Genomic DNA, 19,710 nt, shown 5'->3' with positions numbered 1-19,710 from the left:
CGCGAACGAAGGGCGGCGAACAGATGACGGATGACAGCCGACAGATAACAGACGGTGAAATCTGTCAGCTGTCATCCGTTCGCCGTCGACTGCCAGCGGGCGACGGCTACTTCGGCGCGTCCACGCCCGCCGCCTTGGCGATGTCGACGAGCATCGCGTCGGCGGCCTGGACGCCGATGCCGGACATCCAGGTCTCGTCCGGCACGGTGAACACCTTGTTGTTCTTGACGGCATTCAGGCCCTGCCAGACCGGGGTCTGCTGGACCTCGCTCTCCTTGGTCTTGTTCGGGTCGTCGGCGGTGGTGACGAACACCAGGTCGGCGTCGGCCTGGCTGATCTGCTCGGCGCTGACCTCGATGATGTTCTTGTCGACGTCCTGCGAGGCGGGGCGGGTCAGGCCGACGTCCTTGAGCACCACACCGCTGTAGGAGGCCTTGGCGTACAGCCGGGTCGGGCCGGCCACGAAGCGGACCACCGAGGCGGTCGGCATCGTCCCGTTGTACTTCGCCTTGATCGCCTCGCCCAGCTTGTGCGCCCGCTCCTCGTAGTCGGCCAGCGCCTTCTTCGCCTCGTCCTCCTTGCCGAGCGCCTGGGCGTACAGCGCCAGGTTCTCCTTCCAGGGGAAGCCGGTGGTCTCGGCCAGCACGGTCGGCGCGATCGCGTTCAGCTGGTCGTACACCTTGGCGTGCCGGACCTTGGAGGAGAGGATCAGGTCGGGCTTGAGGGAGGCGATCAGCTCCAGGTTCGGCTCGTTCATCGGGCCGACGTCCTTGGTGTCCTTGATCTTGTCCTTGAGGTAGTTCGGGAACCCGCCCTCGGTCTTCATGTGCGGGGAGACCGCGCCGACGGGCGTGATGCCGAGCAGCGTGACGTCGTCCAGCTCACCGCTGTCCAGCACCACGACGCGCTTGGGCTGCGACTTGATCTGGGCGGTCCCGGCGGCGTGCTTGACGCTGCGGGGGAACCCGGCGGCGGTGCCGGCCGAGGCGCCGGAGGACGCGGAGTCGCCACCCGCCTTGGCGGCGTCGCCGGTGCTGCCGCAGGCGGCGAGGAGCGTGGCGGACAGCGTGACGGCGAGGACGGCGACGGGGAGTCGGCGGTTCATCGGAGTTCCTTGGATCGGGTCGAACGGGGGGACGGGGAAAGGGGGGCCAGATCAGACGGCAGCGGCGGGGACAGCGGCGGCGGCAGTGGCGGGGGCAGTGGCGGAGCCGGCGGCGGCGCGCACCCGGGCCCGTGGCACGACCAGCGGGGTGCCGGTCTCCGGGTCGGGCACCACCCGGCACGGCACGCCGAACACGGTCTCCACCAGATCCGCCGTCAGCACCTCGGCGGGCGGGCCGGCCGCGGCGAGCCGCCCGTCCTTGAGCACCACCAGGTGGTCGGCGTACCGCGCGGCCTGTCCGAGGTCGTGCAGCACCATGACCACGGTGCGTCCGGCCGCGGCGTGCAGGTCGGCGACCAGGTCGAGCACGTCGAGCTGGTGCCGCAGGTCGAGGAAGGTGGTCGGCTCGTCGAGCAGCAGCAGATCGGTCTCCTGGGCGAGGGCGAGCGCGATCCAGACCCGCTGGCGCTGCCCGCCGGAGAGCCGGTCGACCTGCTGGTCGCGCAGCTCCGCGGTGCCGGTGCGCGCCAGCGCCTCCTCGACGGCCGCCTGGTCGGCCTTGGACCACGGGCTGAGCATCCGCTGGTGCGGGTAGCGCCCGAGCCGTACCAGCGCCTCGACGGTGACCGCCTCGGGCGTGACCGGCTGCTGCGGCAGCAGGCCCATCCGCTTGGCGAGGGTGCGGGCGGGCATCCGGTGGATGTCGGCGCCGTCGAGGGTGACGGTGCCGGCGGCCGGGTCGAGCAGTCGGACGAGGCCGCGCAGCAGGGTCGACTTGCCGCAGGCGTTCGGACCGACGATCGCGGTGACGGCGCCGCCGGGCAGTTCGAGGTCGAGCCCGTCGACGATGGTGCGGTCGCCATAGCGCAGCGCGAGGCCGTGGGCGGCGAGCCGGTTGGCGTCGGTGGTGCCGGTCATCAGCTGCTCCTCTGGGGAAGCCGGCCCTGGCGGATCATCAGCACCAGGAGCCAGGGCGCGCCGAGGGTGGCGGTGACGGCACCGACCGGCAGGCCGTGGACGGGGATCACGTGGAGCACGAGGAGGTCGGCGGAGAGCAGCAGCACGGCGCCGGTGAGCGCGGTGAGGCCGAGGGTGCCGGGGGTGGGCGGTCCGGCGAGCAGCCGGACCAGGTGCGGGACGGCGAGCGCGACGAAGGCGACCGGGCCGGTGAGGGCGGCGGCCAGCGAGGCGAGGGTGATGGTGAGCAGCAGCAGCCAGAGCCGGTCCCGGGCGGGGTTCAGGCCGAGGCCGCCGGCCGAGTCGTCGCCGAGGTCGAGGACGGCGACCCGCCGCTGGCAGAGCACCGCCGCCCCGGCGGTCAGCGCGATGGCGGTGCCGCCGATCCACACCTCGGTCCAGTTGCGCCCGTACAGCGAGCCGGTGGTCCACTGCATCGCGGAGGAGGCCAGCTCGGCCGGGAACCGTACGATCATCAGGTTCACGGCGGCGGCCAGGCCCTGCTGGACCGCCAGTCCGACCAGCACCAGCCGGGTGACGGCCATCTTGGTGCGCCAGGCGAAGCCGCCCAGCAGCAGCGCGGCGAGCAGTCCGCCGCCGACCGCGGCCAGTGGGATCAGCTGCTGGGAGGCGCCGGTGGCGAGCATCAGCACCGCGCCGAAGGAGGCGCCGCCGGTGATGCCGATGGTGTCGGGGGCGGCCAGCGGGTTGCGGAACAGCCGCTGCAGCATCGAGCCGGCCATCGCCAGCCCGGCGCCCGCGATCAGCGCGGACACCACGCGCGGCGCCCGGAACTGCTGCACCACCAGGACGTCGCCTGGATCGCCCTGACCGAACAGGGCGCGCAGCGCGTCCCAGGCGGAGATGCTCACCTGGCCGGTGCCGAGCGCGATGCCGGTGAGCAGCACCAGCAGGGCGACGGCCAGCAGCGACCAGCCGGCGGTACGGGCCCGGCGGCGCGCGATCGCCCCCAGCGGGGCGGTGATCGAGCTCATGCGCCCACCTCGCTTCGCCCGGCAGACGCTTCGCTCAAGGTGCACCTCTTGACGGTTCGCTCGCTTCGCGCGCTCACTTGGCGACCTTCCGGGCCAGCACCGCGAGCAGCGGCGCACCGAGGAAGGCGGTCACGATGCCGACCTCGATCTCGGATGGCTGCACCACGAGCCGGCCCAGCACGTCGGCGGCGAGCAGCAGCAGCGGGCCGGCGATCAGGCAGCCGGGCAGCAGCCAGCGGTGGTCGTTGCCGAGCAGCGCGCGGACCAGGTGCGGCGCGGCCAGTCCGATGAACGCCACCGGTCCGGAGACGGCGACCGCGCTGCCCGCGAGCAGGACCACGGCGAGTCCGCCGACCACCCGGATCCGGGCCACCGGCACGCCCAGCGCCTGGGCGGTCTCGTCGCCCAGGGCCAGCGCGTTGAGCGCGGGGGAGATCGCGTAGGCGGCCACCAGGCCGAGCACCAGGAACGGCAGCACGGGGGTGAGGGTGTCCAGGTGCCGCCCGGCGATCGAGCCGGCCAGCCAGAACCGGGCCTCGTCCAGGGTGCGGTGACTGGCCAGCATCAGCGCGGAGGTCCAGGAGGTGAGCACCACGGTGAGCACCGTGCCGCCGAGCGCCAGCCGGACCGGGTCGAGGTCTCCGCCGCGCCGGGACATGGTGTACGCGGCGACGGCAGCGACGGCCGCTCCGGCGAGGGCGAACCAGACGTACTCGCCCGGCCGGGAGAGGCCCAGCGCGTAGATCGCGGCGACCACGGCGAGGCTCGCGCCGGCGTTGATGCCGAGGGTGACCGGGGAGGCCAGCGGGTTGCGGGTGACGCCCTGGGCGACCGCCCCGGCGACGCCGAGCGCGGCCCCGACGGCCAGTCCGATCAGGGTGCGCGGGACTCGAAGACCCGTCACCACGTCGGCGTCCCCGCCGTGGGCGGCGCCGGTGAGGGCGTCGACGACGGTGGACAGCGGGATGGCTCGGGAGCCCAGCGCGAGGCTCAGGGCGGCGCACAGCACGAGCGCGCACACTCCGGCGACCAGCAGCAGGGGCCGCCGGATCGCCGGGGAACGGGGCGTCGCCGGGGCTGTGGCGGCCGGCGGGTCGGTTCTCAACACGAGTCGATATCTTAGGTTAGGTTTGCCTAAGTTCGTCAAGGTGGGGTCGACGGCCGGGCGGGGGCGGCGGCCTGGTGGACGGGTGGTTGGTGCACCCCCTGAGGCATTGTAAGGTGAGGCTCACCTTAATCGATCACTCGGAGTCGATCTCGGGAGCGCCGATGGTCCCCGGAACACCCCTGCCCGTCGCGCCCGTCGCGCCCGTCGCTGCCCGGCCGGTCGCGCCGGACCGCCCCGTGCCCCTCGCGCCGGAGTCTGCCCCGCCCGCCGCCCTGGTCGGCGACTACCGACGGCTGCGCGAGCTCTGCCCCGTCCTCCGGCTGCACCTGCTCGACCCCGCCGAACCCGACCCGTCGGCCGCCGACGGCTGGTACTCCGGTGCCCGCATCGCCACCGACGAACGGGCGTTGGCCGCCGTCCTGGCCGGCCAGGACGCCCGCATCGCCGCCGGACACGGCCGCGCGCCCCGCCCGCACGTCACCGCCTCCCGGCTGCTCCACCACTACGCCTGGAGCGCCTGCCTGCTGATCGCCGGCCCCTGGCACCTCGCCCGGAGGGTCCCCGCCATCGACCCCGCCGACCTCTGGCTGCACGCCCCCACCGGCGACCTCGCACTGCGCCCGCGCGGCTGCGTCACCCACCCCGGCGACGACGAACTGCGCGCCGAACTGCGGGCCGCCGTGGTCGCCCACCTCGAACCGGTGCTCGCCGCCTTCGCCGGGCCGACCCGGCGCCGCGACCGCGCGCTCTGGGGCATGGTGACCGACGACCTCGCCTCCGCCGTCTGGTACCTCGGCCGGATGCTCGACGCCGCCGTCGGCGGGGACTCCGGGGCCGGGGGAGCCGAGGGCGAGGCCGCCGCCGTGGCCGCCGCCGGAGCCCTGCTGCCCGGCGGCACCCAACCGCTGCCCGGAGCCGCCGACTTCCGCCGGCTGCGCACCCCGGACGGCCGGGAACACCACACCCGCACCCGGCTCGGCTGCTGCCTCTACTACGCCGTCGAGCCCGCCGCCGTCGCCTGCCTGACCTGCCCGCGCACCGGCGACGAGGAGCGGCTGCGGCGGTTCTGACGGACGGTCCGCAGCGGCGCCCTACCGCTTCGAGTCGCCGTCGCCCCCGGGCTGTCGCAGCACTGCCACGCCCCGGTCCAGGTCCACCCCGAAGTGCGGCGGCGCCCCGGCCCGGGTGTCGTCCCGGCGCGCCGCCTGCTCCCGCTTCTGCTCGACCTGGATCCGCTTGCCCGGGCTGAACATCGCGTGCAACTCGTCGAGCCCGCCGCCACCGCCGACCCCGACGCCGGGCCTGCGATCGGCCCGGCGCGGTGAGGCCTCGGCCCGGACCTGCCAGCCCGCCAGCACCACCAGCCCGACCATCGCCGCGACCACGCACGCCACTCCCGGCAACCAGCCCATGCCCAGCTCAACGCCCCACCCCCGTACTGGCGTTCCCGGTTCCGGACCCCCAGCGGTTACGCTGCCACGGATCTTAAGGAGAGCTCTCATGACCGTGCGCGGAACCCTCGTGGACATCCCGACGGCGGACGGCACCGCCGACGCCTACCTCACCCACCCCGACGACGGCCGGCCCCACCCCGGCGTCCTGCTCTACCAGGACGCCTTCGGGCTCCGACCCCACCTGAAGACCATGGCCGACCGGATCGCCGAGGCCGGCTACACCGTCCTCGTCCCCAACGTGTACTACCGCAATGGCCGCGCGCCGCTCGTCGAACTGCCCGAGCTGATAGACATCGAGCAGTGCGACGCGATCTTCGCCCAGGTCGGCCCGCTGCTCTTCGCCGCCAGGTCCCCGGAGGCCGTGGTCCGCGACGCGGACGCCTACCTGACCTGGTTCGCCGGCTCCCCGCTGGTCCAGGACGGCCCGATCGGCGTCACCGGCTACTGCCTCGGCGCCTACCTCGCCCTGCGCACCGCCATCGGCCACCCGGACCGGGTCGCCGCCGCGGCCGGCTTCCACGGCGGCCACCTCGCCACCGACCGCCCGGACAGCCCGCACCTGGAGGCCGGACGGATCACCGCCGAGCTGTACTTCGGCCACGCCGACCAGGACGAGTCGATGACGCCCGAGCAGATCACCCGGCTCGACGAGGCCCTCACCGCCGCCGGGGTCCGCCACCGGTCGGAGGTGTACGAGGGCGCCGGGCACGGCTACACCCAGGCCGACACCACCCGCTACGACGCGGTCGGCGACGCCCGGCACTGGTCGGCGCTGTTCGACCTGCTGAAGCGCACCCTGCCGGCGTGATGACCGGCCGGAGTCCGGCCGGTGCAACCCCGCCCGGGCTCCGGCCTGTTGGTCCCCGATCCACCGGCCGTGGATTCCAGCGGCCGTAGAGTGGGAGCCGGGTAGCCGGGTAGCCGGTCGGGCCGCGCGGGCGTCCCCGCCGCGACCGAGCAATGCGGCGGGCCCCGTCGACACACTCACGGGGGTCGTACATGCCGGACGGACGGAACGCGCGAACCGGGCTGCGCCTCGGCGGAGTTCAGCAGGCCGTCGCCGAGGCGCTGGCCGAGCACCTGCCCGGCGGGCTGCGCCCGGGCGAACTCGACCGCGACGGACGGGCGTTGCGCTGGCTGGAGGCAGGCGCGGCCGAGGGTGCGCCGATCGTCCTGGTCGCGGGCAACGGCACCTCCTCGCTCACCTGGTCCCCGCTGCTGCCCGAACTCGTCGCGCTGGGGCGGGTGGTGGCGTACGACCGGGCCGGGCTCGGTGCCAGCGAACCCGACCGCGCCCCGACCCTGACCCTCGCGGCGCAGGTCGGCGACCTGGCCGCGCTGGTGCGGCAGCTGGACGCCGGACCGGCCGTCCTGGTCGGGCACAGCTGGGGCGGTCAGCTGGCCCAGCTCCTCGCCCGGCGGCGGCCGGAGCTGGTGGCCGGCCTGGTCCTGGTGGACCCGGCGCACGAGGACTTCCGGCCGTGGGCGATCAGCGTCGCCGAGACGGCGCTGCTCCGGATCGAGGTGAGGCGGGCGGCGCGGGTGCCCGCCCTCGCCGTACCGGGCCCGGCCGGGGCGCTTGCCCGCGCCGAGGCTGCCGTCCTCTCCCACCCCCACCAACGGCGGGCCGTGCTCGCCGAGAACCGGCTGTCGAACCGTGCCACCGCCCAGCTGCGCCGGCTGCGGGCCGCCGGGCCGCTGCCCGAGGCGCCGGTCACCGTGCTGAGCGCGACCGAGGGGCTGCCCCGTGTGCTGCGGGCCCGCTTCACCGCCGCGCAGGCGCGGATCACGGCCGGTGCCGCCCGGGGCGTGCACATCGTGGTGCCCGGCGCCGGGCACGCCGTCCACGAGGACCGGCCGCGGGTGGTCGCCGCGGCCGTCCGGGAGGTGTCCGAGCAGGCCCGAATCGCCCGGAACGGCGGACTTTGAGGCCCCGGTAGCCACTGCTGGGACGACGGCACCCTCTGGCACACTGTGTGCCGACGACCCGGCGGGGAGGGTCATGACACCTGGGGGCAGGGGAGATGAGTAGCGCGGGCACCGTGCTCGGCGGGCGGTACACGCTGGTCGAGAAGATCGGCGGCGGGGGGATGGGCGCGGTCTGGCGGGCCGAGGACCAGGTACTGGCCCGGCCGGTGGCCGTCAAGATCCTCCGGGCGGACCTGTTCGAGGACGGCACCGCCGTGCAGCGGTTCCGCCGCGAGGCCCAGCTGGTCGCGGCGATCGACCACCCCGGCATCGTGGGCGTGCACGACTACGGCGAGAGCGGCCGCAGCGGCGAGGACGGCGACGCCCACTGCGCCTACATCGTGATGGACCTGATCGAGGGCCGGCCGCTGGACCGGGTGCTCAAGGACGACGGTCCGATGAGCGCCGAGCGCGCCCTGCGCCTGCTCGCCGAAGCCCTGGACGCGCTGCACGCCGCCCACCGGCGGGGCATCGTGCACCGCGACCTCAAGCCCTCCAACCTGATGGTGCGCGAGGACGGCGGGGTCGTCGTCACCGACTTCGGCATCGCCCGGGCCGTCGCCAGCACCAAGCTCACCGCGCCGTTCGCGATCATCGGGACCGCGGCCTACATGTCCCCGGAGCAGGCCTCCGGGGAGGCCACCGGCCCGGCCTCCGACCTCTACTCGATCGGCGTGGTCTGCTACGAACTGCTGGTCGGGCGGGTGCCGTACCAGGGGGAGGGGCCGCTGCAGGTCGCGCTCAAGCACGTCAACCAGCCGGTGCCGGAGCTGCCGGAGAGCTTCCCGGCGGCGGTGCGGGCGCTGGTGGCCACCGCGCTGGCCAAGAGTCCCGAGGACCGCTTCGAGAGCGCGGCCGGGATGGCGGCGGCGGCCCGGGTGGCGATCGGCCTGCCGGGCGCGGCGCGGAGGGCGGCGGACACCGCGACGATCGACCTGCGGGAGGGGGCCGGGGGAGCCCCGGCGGCCGTACCGGCGGTGGTCCCGGGCGGGGCGGTCGCGCCGGCCGGACCGGAGCAGGTCGTGAAGGTGGACCCGCGGGCGGAGACCGAGCCGGGCCGGCGCCGTTCGCGCCGCGCCCTGCTGCTGCCGGTCGTCGTCCCGATCGTCATCTCGGTGGGCACGGCGACCGCACTGCTGGTCGACCGCAGCCCCGGCAGCTCCGACGCGGCGGCGCCGCCCGCCGCCCAGCCGACCGTGGTGGTGACCGTTCCGGCCGCCCCGGGCACCACCAGCCAGGCCGCCACCACCTCAGCGCCCGCCACCCCGCTGTCGACCGACAGCCCGTCGGGCACCCCGTCGGGCACCCCGGCCGCCGATCAGTCGCCGGCCGGCGCCCAGCCGCCCGTCCCTGTTCCGGCCCAGGGCGGGAACGGCGGCGGACAGGGGCGCGGCGGGGGTACGAACCCCGGCGGCGCGGCGCCCGGCGGCTCCTCGGGCGGCCAGGCCGCCAACCAGCCCGCCGGCGGGGGCACCGCGGCCGACCAGCCGCCTGTCAAGCCGGGCAACTCGGCTTCGCAGGGCGGCACTTCGGGTGCTTCGTCCGCCGGTGGCAATCCGCCCCCGCAGACCGCCGGCAGGCCCGCCTCCTGTGGCGGCGGCAACTGGAGCTCCATCGTCAGCGTCAAGGACAGCCGTCCGATCGGGATGCGCGACGACAACCTGAACGGCGACAACCCGCTCGTCCTCGGTGGCGCCTCGCAGTACGGCTGGGTGCGCTCCACCGACCCCGGCAGCTGGATCCTGTTCAATGCCTGCAACAACGGCGGCCCTCAGCTGGTCCAGACCATGGACGGCAAGGTGGTGCTGAGCAACGGCTTCAGCTTCCTCACCCGGTGGACGGTCCGCGCCGGGAGCACCGCGGGCTCGTACACCCTGGCCGACTACCAGAACCAGTCCTGCATGACGGACAACGGACCGGGCAACGCGATCACCATGGTCGCGTGCACGCCCGGGAACACGGCACAGGAATGGCGGTTGCAGTGACGGGCCGCAGGGATGGCGTGGTGCTCTACTGGCGCCCCCTGTGCAGCTTCTGCATGAAGCTGCGCTTCGGCCTGCTCTTCACGCGCCTTCGCTACAGCCGCCGCTTCACGCGCGTCAACATCTGGAAGGACCCGGACGCGGCCGCCTTCGTCCGCTCGGTCGCGGACGGGAACGAGACCGTTCCGACGGTCACCGTGGTCGGCCGCCCGATGGTGAACCCTTCGCTGCGTCAACTACTGGCTGCGGTACGTGAGTACGGCGCGTAGGCGGCCTTCGTCGCCTGGTGCGTAGTGCCTGGTGCCTGGTGCCTGGTGCCCGGCCGGGCCTCTAGCAGGCCGCCGCTCGGGGGGCAAGGGTGGCCGGTGGCGGGACCTCGCCACTCGGGTGTCAAGGGTATGTATGGAAACTTCTACAAGGATGTAAAAGTCGATCGGATGATGATCGATAGTGATCGTCGCGTTGACGGTTGGCGAGCGATCGGTCGTCGACGCAGGCGGCTCGGCCCTGGTTCGAATCGGAACCCTCTGCAAGGCACGTTGGATTGCCCCGATTTGACCACCCTTTGAATCCCTTTACCAACTGGCGGGACCTGGCCAATAACTGAGGCAGACCTGTCAATTCACCTGCTGGATTGTCATGCTTCTGGTCATCCCCCAGCGGTAGCCCCCACCCCCACCCCTCGGTGGCGAGCCGCTCGACCGTACGGGGTTTCAGCACGTCAGCGCCCGTCCCGCCCCACAGGTGCCGACCCCGGCCCCCGGGACGCGGTGCGACCGCGCCCACACGCGGTTTCCCGGAAGGACTCGCACGTGAAGCGAAAGCTCGCCGCTGTCGCCGTCATCTCGGCCACGGCCATGTTGACCGGTGTCGTCCAGGTGGCCACCACCGCCGCCCAGGCCGCCCCCGCGGCCCCCTCGCTGCAGGCGCAGGCCGCCCAGCAGCACGAGGCCGTGCTCGCGGTGGCCAGCGGCCAGTCCGCGCCGCTCGCCAAGGCGCTCGGCCTCGGCTCCCAGGAGAAGCTGGTCGCCAAGGACGCCGTCGTCGACCAGGACGGCACCCGCCACCTGCGCTTCGAGCGCACCTACGCCGGCCTCCCGGTGATCGGCGGCGACCTGGTCGTCCACCAGAAGTCCGACGGTGCGGTGAAGTCGGTCGACAAGGCGGTCGCCGCCCAGATCGCGCTGCCGAGCCTGACCCCGAAGATCCCGGCCGACAAGGCCGCCGACCAGGCCTCCGGCAACGTCAAGGCCACCATCGGGCAGACCATCGACGCCGACGAGTCCCCGCTGGCCGACGTCCACCAGGTCGGCAAGGCCCAGCTGGTCGTCTGGGCCACCGACGGCACCCCGCGACTGGCGTACCGGACCACCGTCGAGGGCGTGCGCGCCGACGGCACCCCGAGTGCCCAGATCCTGGTCACCGACGCGGCCGACGGCAAGGTCCTCTCCACCCACGAGAAGATCGAGACCGCCGCGGGCACCGGCACCGGCATCTTCGTCGGCAAGGTCGGCCTGAACACCAACCAGAACGGCTCGCAGTACGAGCTCAAGGACACCAGCCGCGGCGGCCAGTCCACCGTGGACATGAGCAACAGCGAGTCGGGCAGCGGCTCGCTGTTCGCGAACACCAGCAACAGCTTCGGCGACGGCACCAACGGCAACCGCGAATCCGCCGCCGTGGACGCCCAGTTCGGCGCCGCCACCACCTGGGACTTCTACAAGAGCGCCTTCGGCCGCAACGGCATCCGCAACGACGGTGTCGGCGCCCTCAGCCGGGTGCACTACGGCTCCAACTACGTCAACGCGTTCTGGAGCGACGACTGCTTCTGCATGTCGTACGGCGACGGCAGCGGCGACGCCGCCCCGCTCACCGAGATAGACGTGGCCGGCCACGAGATGAGCCACGGCGTCACCGCGGCCACCGCCGCCCTCAACTACTCGGGCGAGTCCGGCGGCCTCAACGAGGCCACCTCCGACATCATGGGCACCATGGTGGAGTGGTACGCCAACCTGCCCTCCAACCCGCCGAACTACCAGATCGGCGAGCTGATCAACCTGCGCGGCGACGGCAGCCCGCTCCGCTACATGGACCAGCCCAGCAAGGACGGCTCCTCGGCCGACTACTGGGACGCGAACGTCGGCAACCTGGACGTGCACTACTCGTCCGGCGTGGCGAACCACTTCTTCTACCTGCTGTCCGAGGGCAGCGGCGCGAAGACCATCAACGGGTTCAGCTACAACAGCCCGACGGCCGACGGCTCTTCGCTCGCCGGCATCGGCCGCGACAAGGCCGCGCAGATCTGGTACAAGGCGCTGACCGCCTACTTCACCTCGACGACCGACTACGCGGGCGCCCGTACGGCCACCCTCAGCGCGGCGTCGGACCTGTACGGTGCGAACAGCGCCGAGTACAACGCGGTCGCGGCCACCTGGACCGCGGTCAACGTCAACTGACTCGGGTCCGAACCGGGTTCGGGCCTGTGTTGGGCAGGCCCGGCCCGGTCCACGCCCGAGTGGGTCCGGCCGGACTGTGGGTGCCGAACGGCCGGACCTGACGGCGGGGGCGACGGTGTGCGGACCACCGTCGCCCCCGCCGTCGTCTGCGCTCGACGGCGTTGCGCGCTCGGCTGGGCTGTGTTCGGCTGCGCTGTGCTCTACTGCGCTGTGCTCGGTCGGCTGCGCGGTGCTCGGACCGTGTCGCGTTCGGACCGCGGTGCGTTCGGGCACCGGCCGTCCGCCGTCACGCCAGGTCCTTGCGGATCTGGTCCAGGATCAGTCCGGCCCCGGTGTAGCCGATGCCGAGCATCCAGAGGTTGTCGTCCACCTCGAACACCCGACCGTTGCGGACGGCGTCCAGGTTCTTCCACAGCGCGCCCTCGGTGATCCTGGTGTGGTCGGACTTCGCCCGGTCCCCGTACACCGAGTAGAAGATGACGTCGGCCGCCGCCTGGTCCACCTGCTCGGGGCTGATCTCCAGCGAGAACCCGGGCTTGTCCTGGTTGGCCGGGCGGCCGAGCCCGAGGTCCTTGAACAGCGAACCGACGAAGGTGTCGTCGAGGTAGAGCCGGGTGGGCGCGCCGGCCAGGAAGCGGGCCATCTCGACCCGGGTGGCCGCCGCCTTGGCCGGCCCGCCGAGCGCGGTGGCCACGTCGCGCAGCCTCGTCCGGTACGCCGCGTCCGTCGCCTCGGCCTCGGTCCGGCGGCCCATCGCCTCGGCGTGCAGCCGGGCGTTCGCCTTCCAGGTCGGCCCGGTGGTCTCGGACAGCACGGTGGGCGCGATCTTGGAGAGCTGGTCGTACCGCTTGTCGTCACGCACCTGGTTGCTCAGGATGAGGTCCGGCCGCAGCGCGGCGATCGCCTCCAGGTTGGGCTGGCCGATCGCGCCGACCGGCTTCGTCCCGGTCAGCCGTCCGGCGGGCAGGTACGCGGGGAAGGGCGCCCCCTCGCTGACCGTGGTGGCGCCGACCGGGGCCAGGCCGAGGGTGACCACCGAGTCCAGGGCGTCGGTGTCCAGTGCCACCACCCGGCTCGCCCGGGCCGGTACGCTGCTCTCGCCGCGTGCGTGCTTGACCGTCCGGGTGCCGCCGGAGCCGGCCGAACTGCCGCCCGGTGCGGGGGAGTCGGGCCCGCAGGCGGTGAGCGCCAGGCCCGGGACGAGCCCGGCGGCGAGGCCGAGCGCGGTGCGGCGGCTGAGGGTTCGGGTCATCAGCGGCTCCTCCAACGGGCGGCCTCCAGCGAGCGGGCGCCCCACGGCGGGCCTCCAACGGGCGGGCACCCCCACGGGGCGTACGGGCGCGGGAATCCCTGCCCGCCCGGCAGTCCCGCTACGCCTCGGAGCCGTACTCCCTTCGCTGGCGCAGCAGTTCGTCGTACTCGGCGCGCACCCGGCGGTCCATCGCGAGGGTGAACTGGGCGTCGGCGACGGTGCGGGCGAGCGGCCGCACCCGCAGGATGCGCTCGGTGAGCCGGGCCGCCTCGCCGGGCGCGAGCGGGGTGTCGCCGGAGAGCACGCTGAGCAGGTGCTCGCTGACCACCTCGATGAAGATCTCGGCGATGGCGTCGACGTGTTCCCGGGTGCGCCGGCTGGCGTCCAGGACGGCCGAGAGCGGCACGCCCTCGGCGACCAGCTCGGTGGTGGCGTCCATCAGTCGGCGGCTGACGTGGGTGATCCCGTCGTCCTCGACCGTGATGTAGCCCTGGGCGATGGACTCGGCGGTGTTCTCCTCGGTGAGCTGGTCCCCGAAGGCGGCCTTCAGCTCGTCCCACTCCAGCCGCACCGGGGTCTCGTCCGACCAGGGGGCGACGATGGCGGCTTCGAGGCCGATCAGCTCGGCGACGTCCCGTCCGCTCTCGCCGGCGCCGATCAGTTCGGCGATCCCGCCCAGGGTGTGGCCGCGTTCGAGCAGTTCGCCGATCATCCGCAGCCGGGCCAGGTGCTCCTCGCCGTACCAGGCGATCCGGCCCTCCTTGCGGGGCGGCTGGAGCAGTTTGCGCTCGCGGTAGAAGCGCAGGGTGCGGGTGGTGATCCCGGCCGCTTCGGCCAGTTCCTCCACCCGGTACTCGCGTTTTCTGTCGTCCGCAGCAGCTCTGACCTTGTCCACGGCGATCAGCATAGGTCCGTCGGGTCGGCGCGGGAGCCTGCGGGAGCTTCGGGAACTTCCGGTGAATCCGCGCTGCCGCGCTTCTTCCATCCGGTGTCGGCAAGGGCTACCCTGCCAATCATGCCAGTGATTACTGGCGCGATTGGCAGGGTTCCGGGGACGGCCCCGGAGGATCCGGAGCGCAGCCCCCGGAAGAGCGTGAAGACCACCGCCCCACCCTCAGGAGGAGGCCGCATGGCATCCAGCAGCAAGCGCCCACGCTCCGGCGACACCGGCGCTATGGGCGACACCGGCGCGACCGGAACGGCCGGTGCCACGGGCGCGACCGGAACGGCCGGTGCGACCGACCCCAGCGCTGCGGCGGAGGCCGTGCCGCACGTACGGGTGGCGGTGATCGGCTCCGGCTTCGGCGGCCTGGGCGCCGCCGTCCGGCTGCGCCGCGCCGGGATCACCGACTTCGTCGTCCTGGAGCGCGCGGACTCCGTCGGCGGCACCTGGCGCGACAACAGCTACCCCGGCTGCGCCTGCGACGTGCCCTCGCACCTCTACTCCTTCTCCTTCGCGCCCAACCCCGACTGGCCGCGCAGCTTCTCCGGCCAGCCGGACATCCGCGCCTACCTGGAGAAGGTCGCCACCGTCTTCGGCCTCCGCCCCCACCTGCGCTTCAACGCCGAGGTGCTGGAGGCGCGTTGGGAGAGCGAGCGGACCCGCTGGCGGATCACCACCTCGGCCGGCCAGTGGACCGCCGACGCCATCGTCTCCGCCGCCGGGCCGCTCGCCGACCCGCAGATCCCCGACCTGCCCGGCCTGAGCAGCTTCCCCGGCAAGGTGTTCCACTCCTCCCGCTGGGACCACGACTTCGACCTGACCGGCCGACGCGTCGCGATGGTCGGCACCGGGGCGTCCGCCGCCCAGATCATCCCGTCGATCCAGCCCAAGGTCGGCAAGCTGACCGTCTTCCAGCGCACCCCGGCCTGGGTGCTGCCGCGCCGCGACCGCGAGATCACCCAGGTGGAGAAGTGGCTGCACGGCCGTCTGCCGGTCACCGCCAAGATCCGTCGGGGAACGCTCTTCGCGCTCCGCGAGATCCAGGTGGACGCCTTCGTCCGCCGCCCCGGGCTGCTGCGCGTCGTCCAGCAACTCGCCGAACGCCACCTCGCCCAGGGCGTCGCCGACCCGGCGCTGCGCGCCAGGCTCACCCCGGACTACCGGATCGGCTGCAAGCGCATCCTGCTCAGCAACACCTACTACCCGGCGCTCGCCGCCGCCAACACCGAGGTCGTCTCCTCCGGTCTGCGCGAACTGCGCGGGTCCACCCTGGTGGCCGCCGACGGCAGCGAGCACGAGGTGGACGCCATCGTCTTCGGCACGGGCTTCCACGTCACCGACATGCCCATCGGCGCCCGGGTGTTCGGGGCGGACGGGACGAGCCTGGCCGAGGAGTGGAAGGGCGGCATGGAGGCGCTGCGCGGTTCGACCGTGCGCGGCTTCCCGAACCTGTTCTTCGTGATCGGCCCCAACACCGGACTCGGCAACAGCTCGATGATCCTCATGATCGAGTCCCAACTGAACTACATGATCGATGCGTTGACCACGCTCGACGCGGTCGGCGCCACCGCCATGCAGCCCACCGTCCGCGCCCAGCGGCAGTGGAACCTGGAACTCCAGCACCGGATGGACCGCACCGTCTGGATCACCGGCGGCTGCCGCAGCTGGTACCTGGACGCGAGCGGCAGGAACACCGTGCTCTGGCCCGGCTCCACCGCGTCCTTCCGCCGGGCCACCCGCAAGGTCGACCTCGGCGAGTACGAGCTGATCATGCGCACCACCCCGAGGGCCGCCCGTACCACCGCCGGTTCCGCCGCCGGCACCGCCGTCCAGGAGGCCACCGCATGACCGCCGTCCACCTGCCCGCCGAGTACGTACCGCCCACACCCGTCGAGGAGTTGAGCGTCCGCTCGGCGGACGGCATCCGGCTGCACGTCGAGGTGCACGGCCAGCCGGGCGCGCCCACCGTGGTGCTCTCCCACGGCTGGACCTGCTCGACCGCCTTCTGGGCCCCGGTGATCCGTGAACTCGCCGACCGCTACCGGGTGGTGGTATACGACCAGCGCGGCCACGGGCACAGCGAGATCCCGCCCAGCCGGGTCCGCTACTCCACCCGCGCGCTCGCCGAGGACCTGGCCGCCGTGCTCGAGCGGACCGTCCCGGCGGGGGAGCGGGCGGTGCTGGCCGGGCACAGCATGGGCGGGATGACCATCATGGCCGCCGGCGGCCGCCCCGAGGTCGCCGAGCGCACCGCCGCCAACGTGCTGATCTCCACCGGTCCGGCCGAGCTGGTCGCCGAACTCACCGTCCTGCCGGACGGCGTCCGCGCCCCGGGCCTGCGGCGCTTCCTGCACCGGCAGCTGCTGCGCTCCCGGATGCCGCTCGGACCGGTCTCCGGGGTCAGTCGCGCCGCGCTCAAGTACGCGGTCATGGGGCCGGGTTCGCCCGCCGGGCAGGTCGAGGCGACGGCCCGGATCGTGCACGCCTGCCCGACCGGGGTCCGCTTCCACTGGGCCGGAGTACTGGACCGGCTGGACGTGCGCGCCGGGCTCGGCCGGATCACCGCCCCCACCGCCGTGGTGGTGGGCACCGCGGACCGGCTGACCCCGCCGGTGCACGCCCATCGGATGGTCGCCGAACTCGCCGACCCGCAGGGCCTGTTGCTGCTGCCCGGGGTCGGCCACATGGCGCCGCTGGAGCGGCCGGTGGAGATCGCCGCCGAGATCGACCGGATGGCCTCCGCCCACCTGGCCCCCGGCCGCGCCACCGACGCGCCCGCCTCCGCCGCTGTTCCCCCGCCCGCCGCCGCTTCCGAGCCGGGCGTTCCCGGGCCGGGCGTTTCCGAGCCGGGCGTTCCCGGGCCGGGCGTTCCCGGGCCGGGCGTTTCCGAGCCGGGCGTTCCCGCGCCCGCCGTCGAGAGGACCACCGCCGCATGAACGCCATCCCGCCGTTGTCCGCGCAGGTCGTGGTGGTCACCGGGGCCGCCCGCGGGGTCGGCGCCTCGCTGGCCCGCAAGCTGGCCCGGCGCGGGGCCAAGGTCGCGCTGCTCGGCCTGGAGCCGGAGGAGCTGAAGGCCGTCTCGGCCCAGTGCGGCGCGGCCGCCACCGCGTGGGAGGTGGACGTCACCGACCTGGAGGCGCTCAGCGACACCGCCGACCGGATCAAGGAGCACTACGGGCGGATCGACACCGTGGTCGCCAATGCCGGGATCGCGATCGGCGGACCGCTGGCCGACAGCGACCACCGGGCGTTCAGCCGGGTGATCGAGGTCAATCTGCTGGGCAGCGTCGCCACCGCGCGGGCCTTCCTGCCGGCGCTCACCGAGAGCCGCGGCTACCTGCTGCAGATCGCCTCGCTCGCCGCGCTGACGCCCGCGCCGCTGATGAGCGCCTACTGCGCCAGCAAGTCCGGGGTGGAGGCCTTCGCCCACTCGATCCGCGCCGAGGTCGCCTATCAGGGGGTCAAGGTCGGTGTGGGGTACCTGAGTTGGACCGACACGGACATGGTGCGCGGCGCCGACCAGGACGCCGTGCTGAAGCAGATGCGCAGCCGACTGCCGTGGCCGGCCAACAAGACGTACCCGCTGGAGCCCGCGGTGGAGCGGATCGTCGCCGGGATCGCCCGGCGCTCCGCCCATGTGTACGCCCAGGCCTGGCTGCGCGGGATGCAGCCGGTGCGCTGGCTGCTGCCGAGCCTGATCGCGGTGGTCGGCTCCCGTGACGTGGCCCGGCTCGCGCCGCAGCTCGCCGCCACCGCCGCCTCCCGGCTGCGCGCCGTCGGGGCCGGTGGCGCAGCGGACACGGCGGTGCGGGGGGACCGGGCGGGGGCGGGGGACTGACGGAAGGCGAATGACGACTGACAGCTGACGGATGACAGATGTCGAAATCTGTTATCCGTCAGCTGTTATCTGTTACCTGCTATCTGTCGGCTTCCGGCTTCCATCCGTCACCCGTCCGCCGCGATCCCCGCCAGCACCCGCAAGGCCCACCCCAGCACCGGCAGCGGCGGCGAGGCCAGCCCCACCCGCACCGCGGACGGCGTGCTCCGCGGATCCACCGCGAAGGCCGCTGCTGGCGTTACCGAGATCCCCGCCCGCGCCGCCGCCGCGACGAAGGTCTCGGCCCGCCAGGCCCCGGGCAGCTCCCACCACAGGTAGTACGAGCACCGGTCCGCCCGCAGTCGCTGCCCCGCGAGCGCCTCCCGGGCCAGCACCTGCCGCGCCGCCGCGTCCGCCCGCTTCGCCGCCGCCACGGCGGCCACCGTCCCGTCCCCGATCCAGCGCACCGCCGCCTCCAGCGCGAAGCCGCTCGGCGCCCACCCGCCGGTCCGCAGCGCACCGGCGACCCGTTCGCGCAGTCCGTCCGGGACGACCGCGAACCCGGTGGTCAGCCCGGGGGTCAGCCGCTTGGAGAGGCTGTCGACCAGCACCGTCCGCTCCGGGGCGAGCGCGGCGAACGGAGCCAGTTCGGGGCGCAGGAAGGACCAGATGGCGTCCTCGACCACCGGCAGGTCCAGCCGGCGCAGTTCGCCGGCCAGCGCGATCGCCCGCTCCGGCGGCAGGCTCGCGCCGAGCGGGTTCTGCAGGCGGGGCTGGACGTACACCGCGCGCAGCGGCGCCGTACGGTGGGCCGCCGCGACGGCGTCGGGCAGCAGCCCGTGTTCGTCGACCGCGAGCGGCACCAGCCGGATGCCGAGCCGTTCGGCCACGGCCTTGACCACCGGGTAGGTGAGCGCCTCGACCCCCAGCCGCTGCCCGGGCGGCACCAGCGCGGCGAGCGTCCCCGCGACGGCCTGCCGCCCGTTGCCCGCGAACAGCAGCTGCCGGGCGTCGGCCTCCCAGTCGCCCGCCCCCGTCGACAGCAGCCGGGCGAAGGCCCGCCGGGCCGGTTCCGTCCCGGCCGCGCCGACCGGCCGCAGGGCCTCGCCGAGCGCGTCGGCCCGCAGCAGCGGTGCCAGTCCGGCGGCGAGCAGTTCGGCCTGTCCGGGCGGGGTGGGGTAGTTGAGTTCCAGGTCGATCGGCGCGTCGGCGGGTTCGGCGAGGGCGATCCGGCCGCCGTCCGCCTGGGTGGCCCGCCCGGCCCGGACGAAGGTGCCCCGTCCGACCTCTCCGACGGTCAGCCCACGCCGGGCCAGTTCGCGGTAGACCCGCCCGGCCGTCGAGGCGGCGATGCCCCGGCGGCGGGCGAAGGCGCGCAGGGTGGGCAGTTGCCGGCCGGGCCGCAGCCGTCCGTCGGTGATGTCGGCGGCGATCTCGTCCGCGATCCGCCGGTAGTCGTCCATCGCGAGCCAACCCCTCACACGCCCATCGCCCCCGAGGCGGGGCACATTGCACCGAGTGCAAAGTCATCATTGCATCGAGGTTGCCGCGCGCCCTAGCCTCGTCGCATGGACGAGCTGATAGCGGCGGGGGACGCCGGGAACGCGCTGGGTGCACCGGCCGCGCTACAGGCCGTGGACGGTCACGCGGTGCTCGGCATCGCCGCCGTGGCA

17 protein-coding genes are annotated in these 19,710 nt (G+C 73.8%); 9 read left to right on the top strand and 8 right to left on the bottom strand.

The features are described 5' to 3' along the window. Positions 1 to 106 precede the first annotated feature (106 nt). The 4 genes from ACZ3YL_RS01980 to ACZ3YL_RS01965 all read right to left on the bottom strand — a co-directional run bounded on the left by ACZ3YL_RS01980 (position 107) and on the right by ACZ3YL_RS01965 (position 4,108). A complete protein-coding gene (locus ACZ3YL_RS01980; RefSeq protein ID WP_188304409.1) occupies positions 107 to 1,105 on the bottom strand; it encodes an ABC transporter substrate-binding protein in 999 nt (332 codons plus the stop codon). A 51-nt stretch (positions 1,106 to 1,156) separates the two neighbouring features. After that, the gene (locus ACZ3YL_RS01975; RefSeq protein ID WP_188304410.1) at positions 1,157 to 2,023 is read right to left on the bottom strand and encodes an ABC transporter ATP-binding protein; all 867 of its coding nucleotides are present in this window, start codon (positions 2,021 to 2,023) and stop codon (positions 1,157 to 1,159) included. Continuing rightward, positions 2,023 to 3,057 carry a FecCD family ABC transporter permease gene (locus ACZ3YL_RS01970; protein WP_188304411.1) on the bottom strand — a complete coding sequence of 345 codons (1,035 nt, stop codon included), beginning with the start codon at positions 3,055 to 3,057 and terminating at the stop codon, positions 2,023 to 2,025. Before ACZ3YL_RS01970 ends, ACZ3YL_RS01975 begins: the two co-directional genes overlap by 1 nt. 73 nt (positions 3,058 to 3,130) lie before the next feature. Then, positions 3,131 to 4,108, bottom strand: a complete 978-nt coding sequence (locus ACZ3YL_RS01965; RefSeq protein ID WP_465655240.1) for a FecCD family ABC transporter permease — start codon at positions 4,106 to 4,108, stop codon at positions 3,131 to 3,133. Between the two features lie 293 nt (positions 4,109 to 4,401). On the opposite strand from ACZ3YL_RS01965, the gene ACZ3YL_RS01960 reads away from it, so the two are divergent. Continuing rightward, complete coding sequence (locus ACZ3YL_RS01960) at positions 4,402 to 5,235, top strand: (2Fe-2S)-binding protein (RefSeq protein ID WP_465654724.1); 834 nt, start codon at positions 4,402 to 4,404, stop codon at positions 5,233 to 5,235. Positions 5,236 to 5,256: 21 nt separating this feature from the next. On the opposite strand, the gene ACZ3YL_RS01955 is transcribed toward ACZ3YL_RS01960, so the two are convergent. Next, positions 5,257 to 5,577 carry a DUF6191 domain-containing protein gene (locus ACZ3YL_RS01955; protein WP_188304413.1) on the bottom strand — a complete coding sequence of 107 codons (321 nt, stop codon included), beginning with the start codon at positions 5,575 to 5,577 and terminating at the stop codon, positions 5,257 to 5,259. An 88-nt stretch (positions 5,578 to 5,665) separates the two neighbouring features. Here ACZ3YL_RS01955 and ACZ3YL_RS01950 point away from each other — a divergent pair, with 88 nt between their 5' ends. The 5 genes from ACZ3YL_RS01950 (at position 5,666) to ACZ3YL_RS01930 (ending at position 12,025) form a co-directional block, all read left to right on the top strand. After that, positions 5,666 to 6,427, top strand: coding sequence for a dienelactone hydrolase family protein (locus ACZ3YL_RS01950; RefSeq protein WP_465654722.1), 762 nt, complete (start codon positions 5,666 to 5,668; stop codon positions 6,425 to 6,427). A 191-nt stretch (positions 6,428 to 6,618) separates the two neighbouring features. Next, a complete protein-coding gene (locus ACZ3YL_RS01945) occupies positions 6,619 to 7,548 on the top strand; it encodes an alpha/beta fold hydrolase (protein ID WP_465654720.1) in 930 nt (309 codons plus the stop codon). A gap of 95 nt (positions 7,549 to 7,643) precedes the next feature. Further along, entirely contained in the window at positions 7,644 to 9,572 is a 1,929-nt protein-coding gene (locus tag ACZ3YL_RS01940) for a protein kinase domain-containing protein (RefSeq protein ID WP_465654718.1), read from the top strand. Positions 9,573 to 9,589: 17 nt separating this feature from the next. Further along, positions 9,590 to 9,838, top strand: coding sequence for a glutaredoxin domain-containing protein (locus ACZ3YL_RS01935; RefSeq protein ID WP_317621000.1), 249 nt, complete (start codon positions 9,590 to 9,592; stop codon positions 9,836 to 9,838). A 588-nt stretch (positions 9,839 to 10,426) separates the two neighbouring features. Beyond that, the gene (locus ACZ3YL_RS01930) at positions 10,427 to 12,025 is read left to right on the top strand and encodes a M4 family metallopeptidase (RefSeq protein ID WP_465655238.1); all 1,599 of its coding nucleotides are present in this window, start codon (positions 10,427 to 10,429) and stop codon (positions 12,023 to 12,025) included. A gap of 286 nt (positions 12,026 to 12,311) precedes the next feature. Here the strand turns inward: ACZ3YL_RS01930 and ACZ3YL_RS01925 are convergent, their stop codons facing one another. Together ACZ3YL_RS01925 and ACZ3YL_RS01920 are read right to left on the bottom strand one after the other, a co-directional pair. Continuing rightward, positions 12,312 to 13,277, bottom strand: coding sequence for an ABC transporter substrate-binding protein (locus ACZ3YL_RS01925; protein WP_465654716.1), 966 nt, complete (start codon positions 13,275 to 13,277; stop codon positions 12,312 to 12,314). Between the two features lie 118 nt (positions 13,278 to 13,395). Then, a complete protein-coding gene (locus ACZ3YL_RS01920; protein WP_317621002.1) occupies positions 13,396 to 14,172 on the bottom strand; it encodes a MerR family transcriptional regulator in 777 nt (258 codons plus the stop codon). 234 nt (positions 14,173 to 14,406) lie between these two features. On the opposite strand from ACZ3YL_RS01920, the gene ACZ3YL_RS01915 reads away from it, so the two are divergent. From ACZ3YL_RS01915 to ACZ3YL_RS01905, 3 genes are read left to right on the top strand one after another with little or no spacing between them, the layout of a single operon-like run. Beyond that, a complete protein-coding gene (locus ACZ3YL_RS01915; RefSeq protein WP_465654713.1) occupies positions 14,407 to 16,068 on the top strand; it encodes a flavin-containing monooxygenase in 1,662 nt (553 codons plus the stop codon). After that, positions 16,065 to 17,156: an alpha/beta fold hydrolase gene (locus ACZ3YL_RS01910; RefSeq protein WP_465654711.1), complete on the top strand. Its 1,092-nt coding sequence runs from the start codon at positions 16,065 to 16,067 to the stop codon at positions 17,154 to 17,156. Before ACZ3YL_RS01915 ends, ACZ3YL_RS01910 begins: the two co-directional genes overlap by 4 nt. Beyond that, entirely contained in the window at positions 17,153 to 18,058 is a 906-nt protein-coding gene (locus ACZ3YL_RS01905) for an SDR family oxidoreductase (RefSeq protein WP_188304191.1), read from the top strand. The genes ACZ3YL_RS01910 and ACZ3YL_RS01905 overlap by 4 nt, the downstream gene beginning before the upstream one ends. Before the next feature lie 107 nt (positions 18,059 to 18,165). On the opposite strand, the gene ACZ3YL_RS01900 is transcribed toward ACZ3YL_RS01905, so the two are convergent. Next, complete coding sequence (locus ACZ3YL_RS01900; protein WP_188304192.1) at positions 18,166 to 19,500, bottom strand: aminotransferase-like domain-containing protein; 1,335 nt, start codon at positions 19,498 to 19,500, stop codon at positions 18,166 to 18,168. Positions 19,501 to 19,710: the final 210 nt, after the last annotated feature.

It is taken from the genome of Kitasatospora sp. NPDC023176 (assembly GCF_055560495.1).
Note: the sequence above shows the minus strand (reverse complement) of the source record. Positions and strands in the feature narration are given on the sequence as shown.

Excerpts from the sequence above, each read along its gene's own strand:
- ACZ3YL_RS01945 (WP_465654720.1), top strand. The coding sequence starts at position 6,619 with ATGCCGGACGGACGGAACGCGCGAACCGGGCTGCGCCTCGGCGGAGTT.
- ACZ3YL_RS01930 (WP_465655238.1), top strand. The coding sequence starts at position 10,427 with ATGTTGACCGGTGTCGTCCAGGTGGCCACCACCGCCGCCCAGGCCGCC.
- ACZ3YL_RS01900 (WP_188304192.1), bottom strand. The coding sequence starts at position 19,500 with ATGGACGACTACCGGCGGATCGCGGACGAGATCGCCGCCGACATCACC.
- ACZ3YL_RS01905 (WP_188304191.1), top strand. The coding sequence starts at position 17,153 with ATGAACGCCATCCCGCCGTTGTCCGCGCAGGTCGTGGTGGTCACCGGG.
- ACZ3YL_RS01925 (WP_465654716.1), bottom strand. The coding sequence starts at position 13,277 with ATGACCCGAACCCTCAGCCGCCGCACCGCGCTCGGCCTCGCCGCCGGG.
- ACZ3YL_RS01950 (WP_465654722.1), top strand. The coding sequence starts at position 5,666 with ATGACCGTGCGCGGAACCCTCGTGGACATCCCGACGGCGGACGGCACC.
- ACZ3YL_RS01970 (WP_188304411.1), bottom strand. The coding sequence starts at position 3,057 with ATGAGCTCGATCACCGCCCCGCTGGGGGCGATCGCGCGCCGCCGGGCC.
- ACZ3YL_RS01980 (WP_188304409.1), bottom strand. The coding sequence starts at position 1,105 with ATGAACCGCCGACTCCCCGTCGCCGTCCTCGCCGTCACGCTGTCCGCC.
- ACZ3YL_RS01910 (WP_465654711.1), top strand. The coding sequence starts at position 16,065 with ATGACCGCCGTCCACCTGCCCGCCGAGTACGTACCGCCCACACCCGTC.
- ACZ3YL_RS01915 (WP_465654713.1), top strand. The coding sequence starts at position 14,407 with ATGGCATCCAGCAGCAAGCGCCCACGCTCCGGCGACACCGGCGCTATG.
- ACZ3YL_RS01975 (WP_188304410.1), bottom strand. The coding sequence starts at position 2,023 with ATGACCGGCACCACCGACGCCAACCGGCTCGCCGCCCACGGCCTCGCG.
- ACZ3YL_RS01955 (WP_188304413.1), bottom strand. The coding sequence starts at position 5,577 with ATGGGCTGGTTGCCGGGAGTGGCGTGCGTGGTCGCGGCGATGGTCGGG.
- ACZ3YL_RS01940 (WP_465654718.1), top strand. The coding sequence starts at position 7,644 with ATGAGTAGCGCGGGCACCGTGCTCGGCGGGCGGTACACGCTGGTCGAG.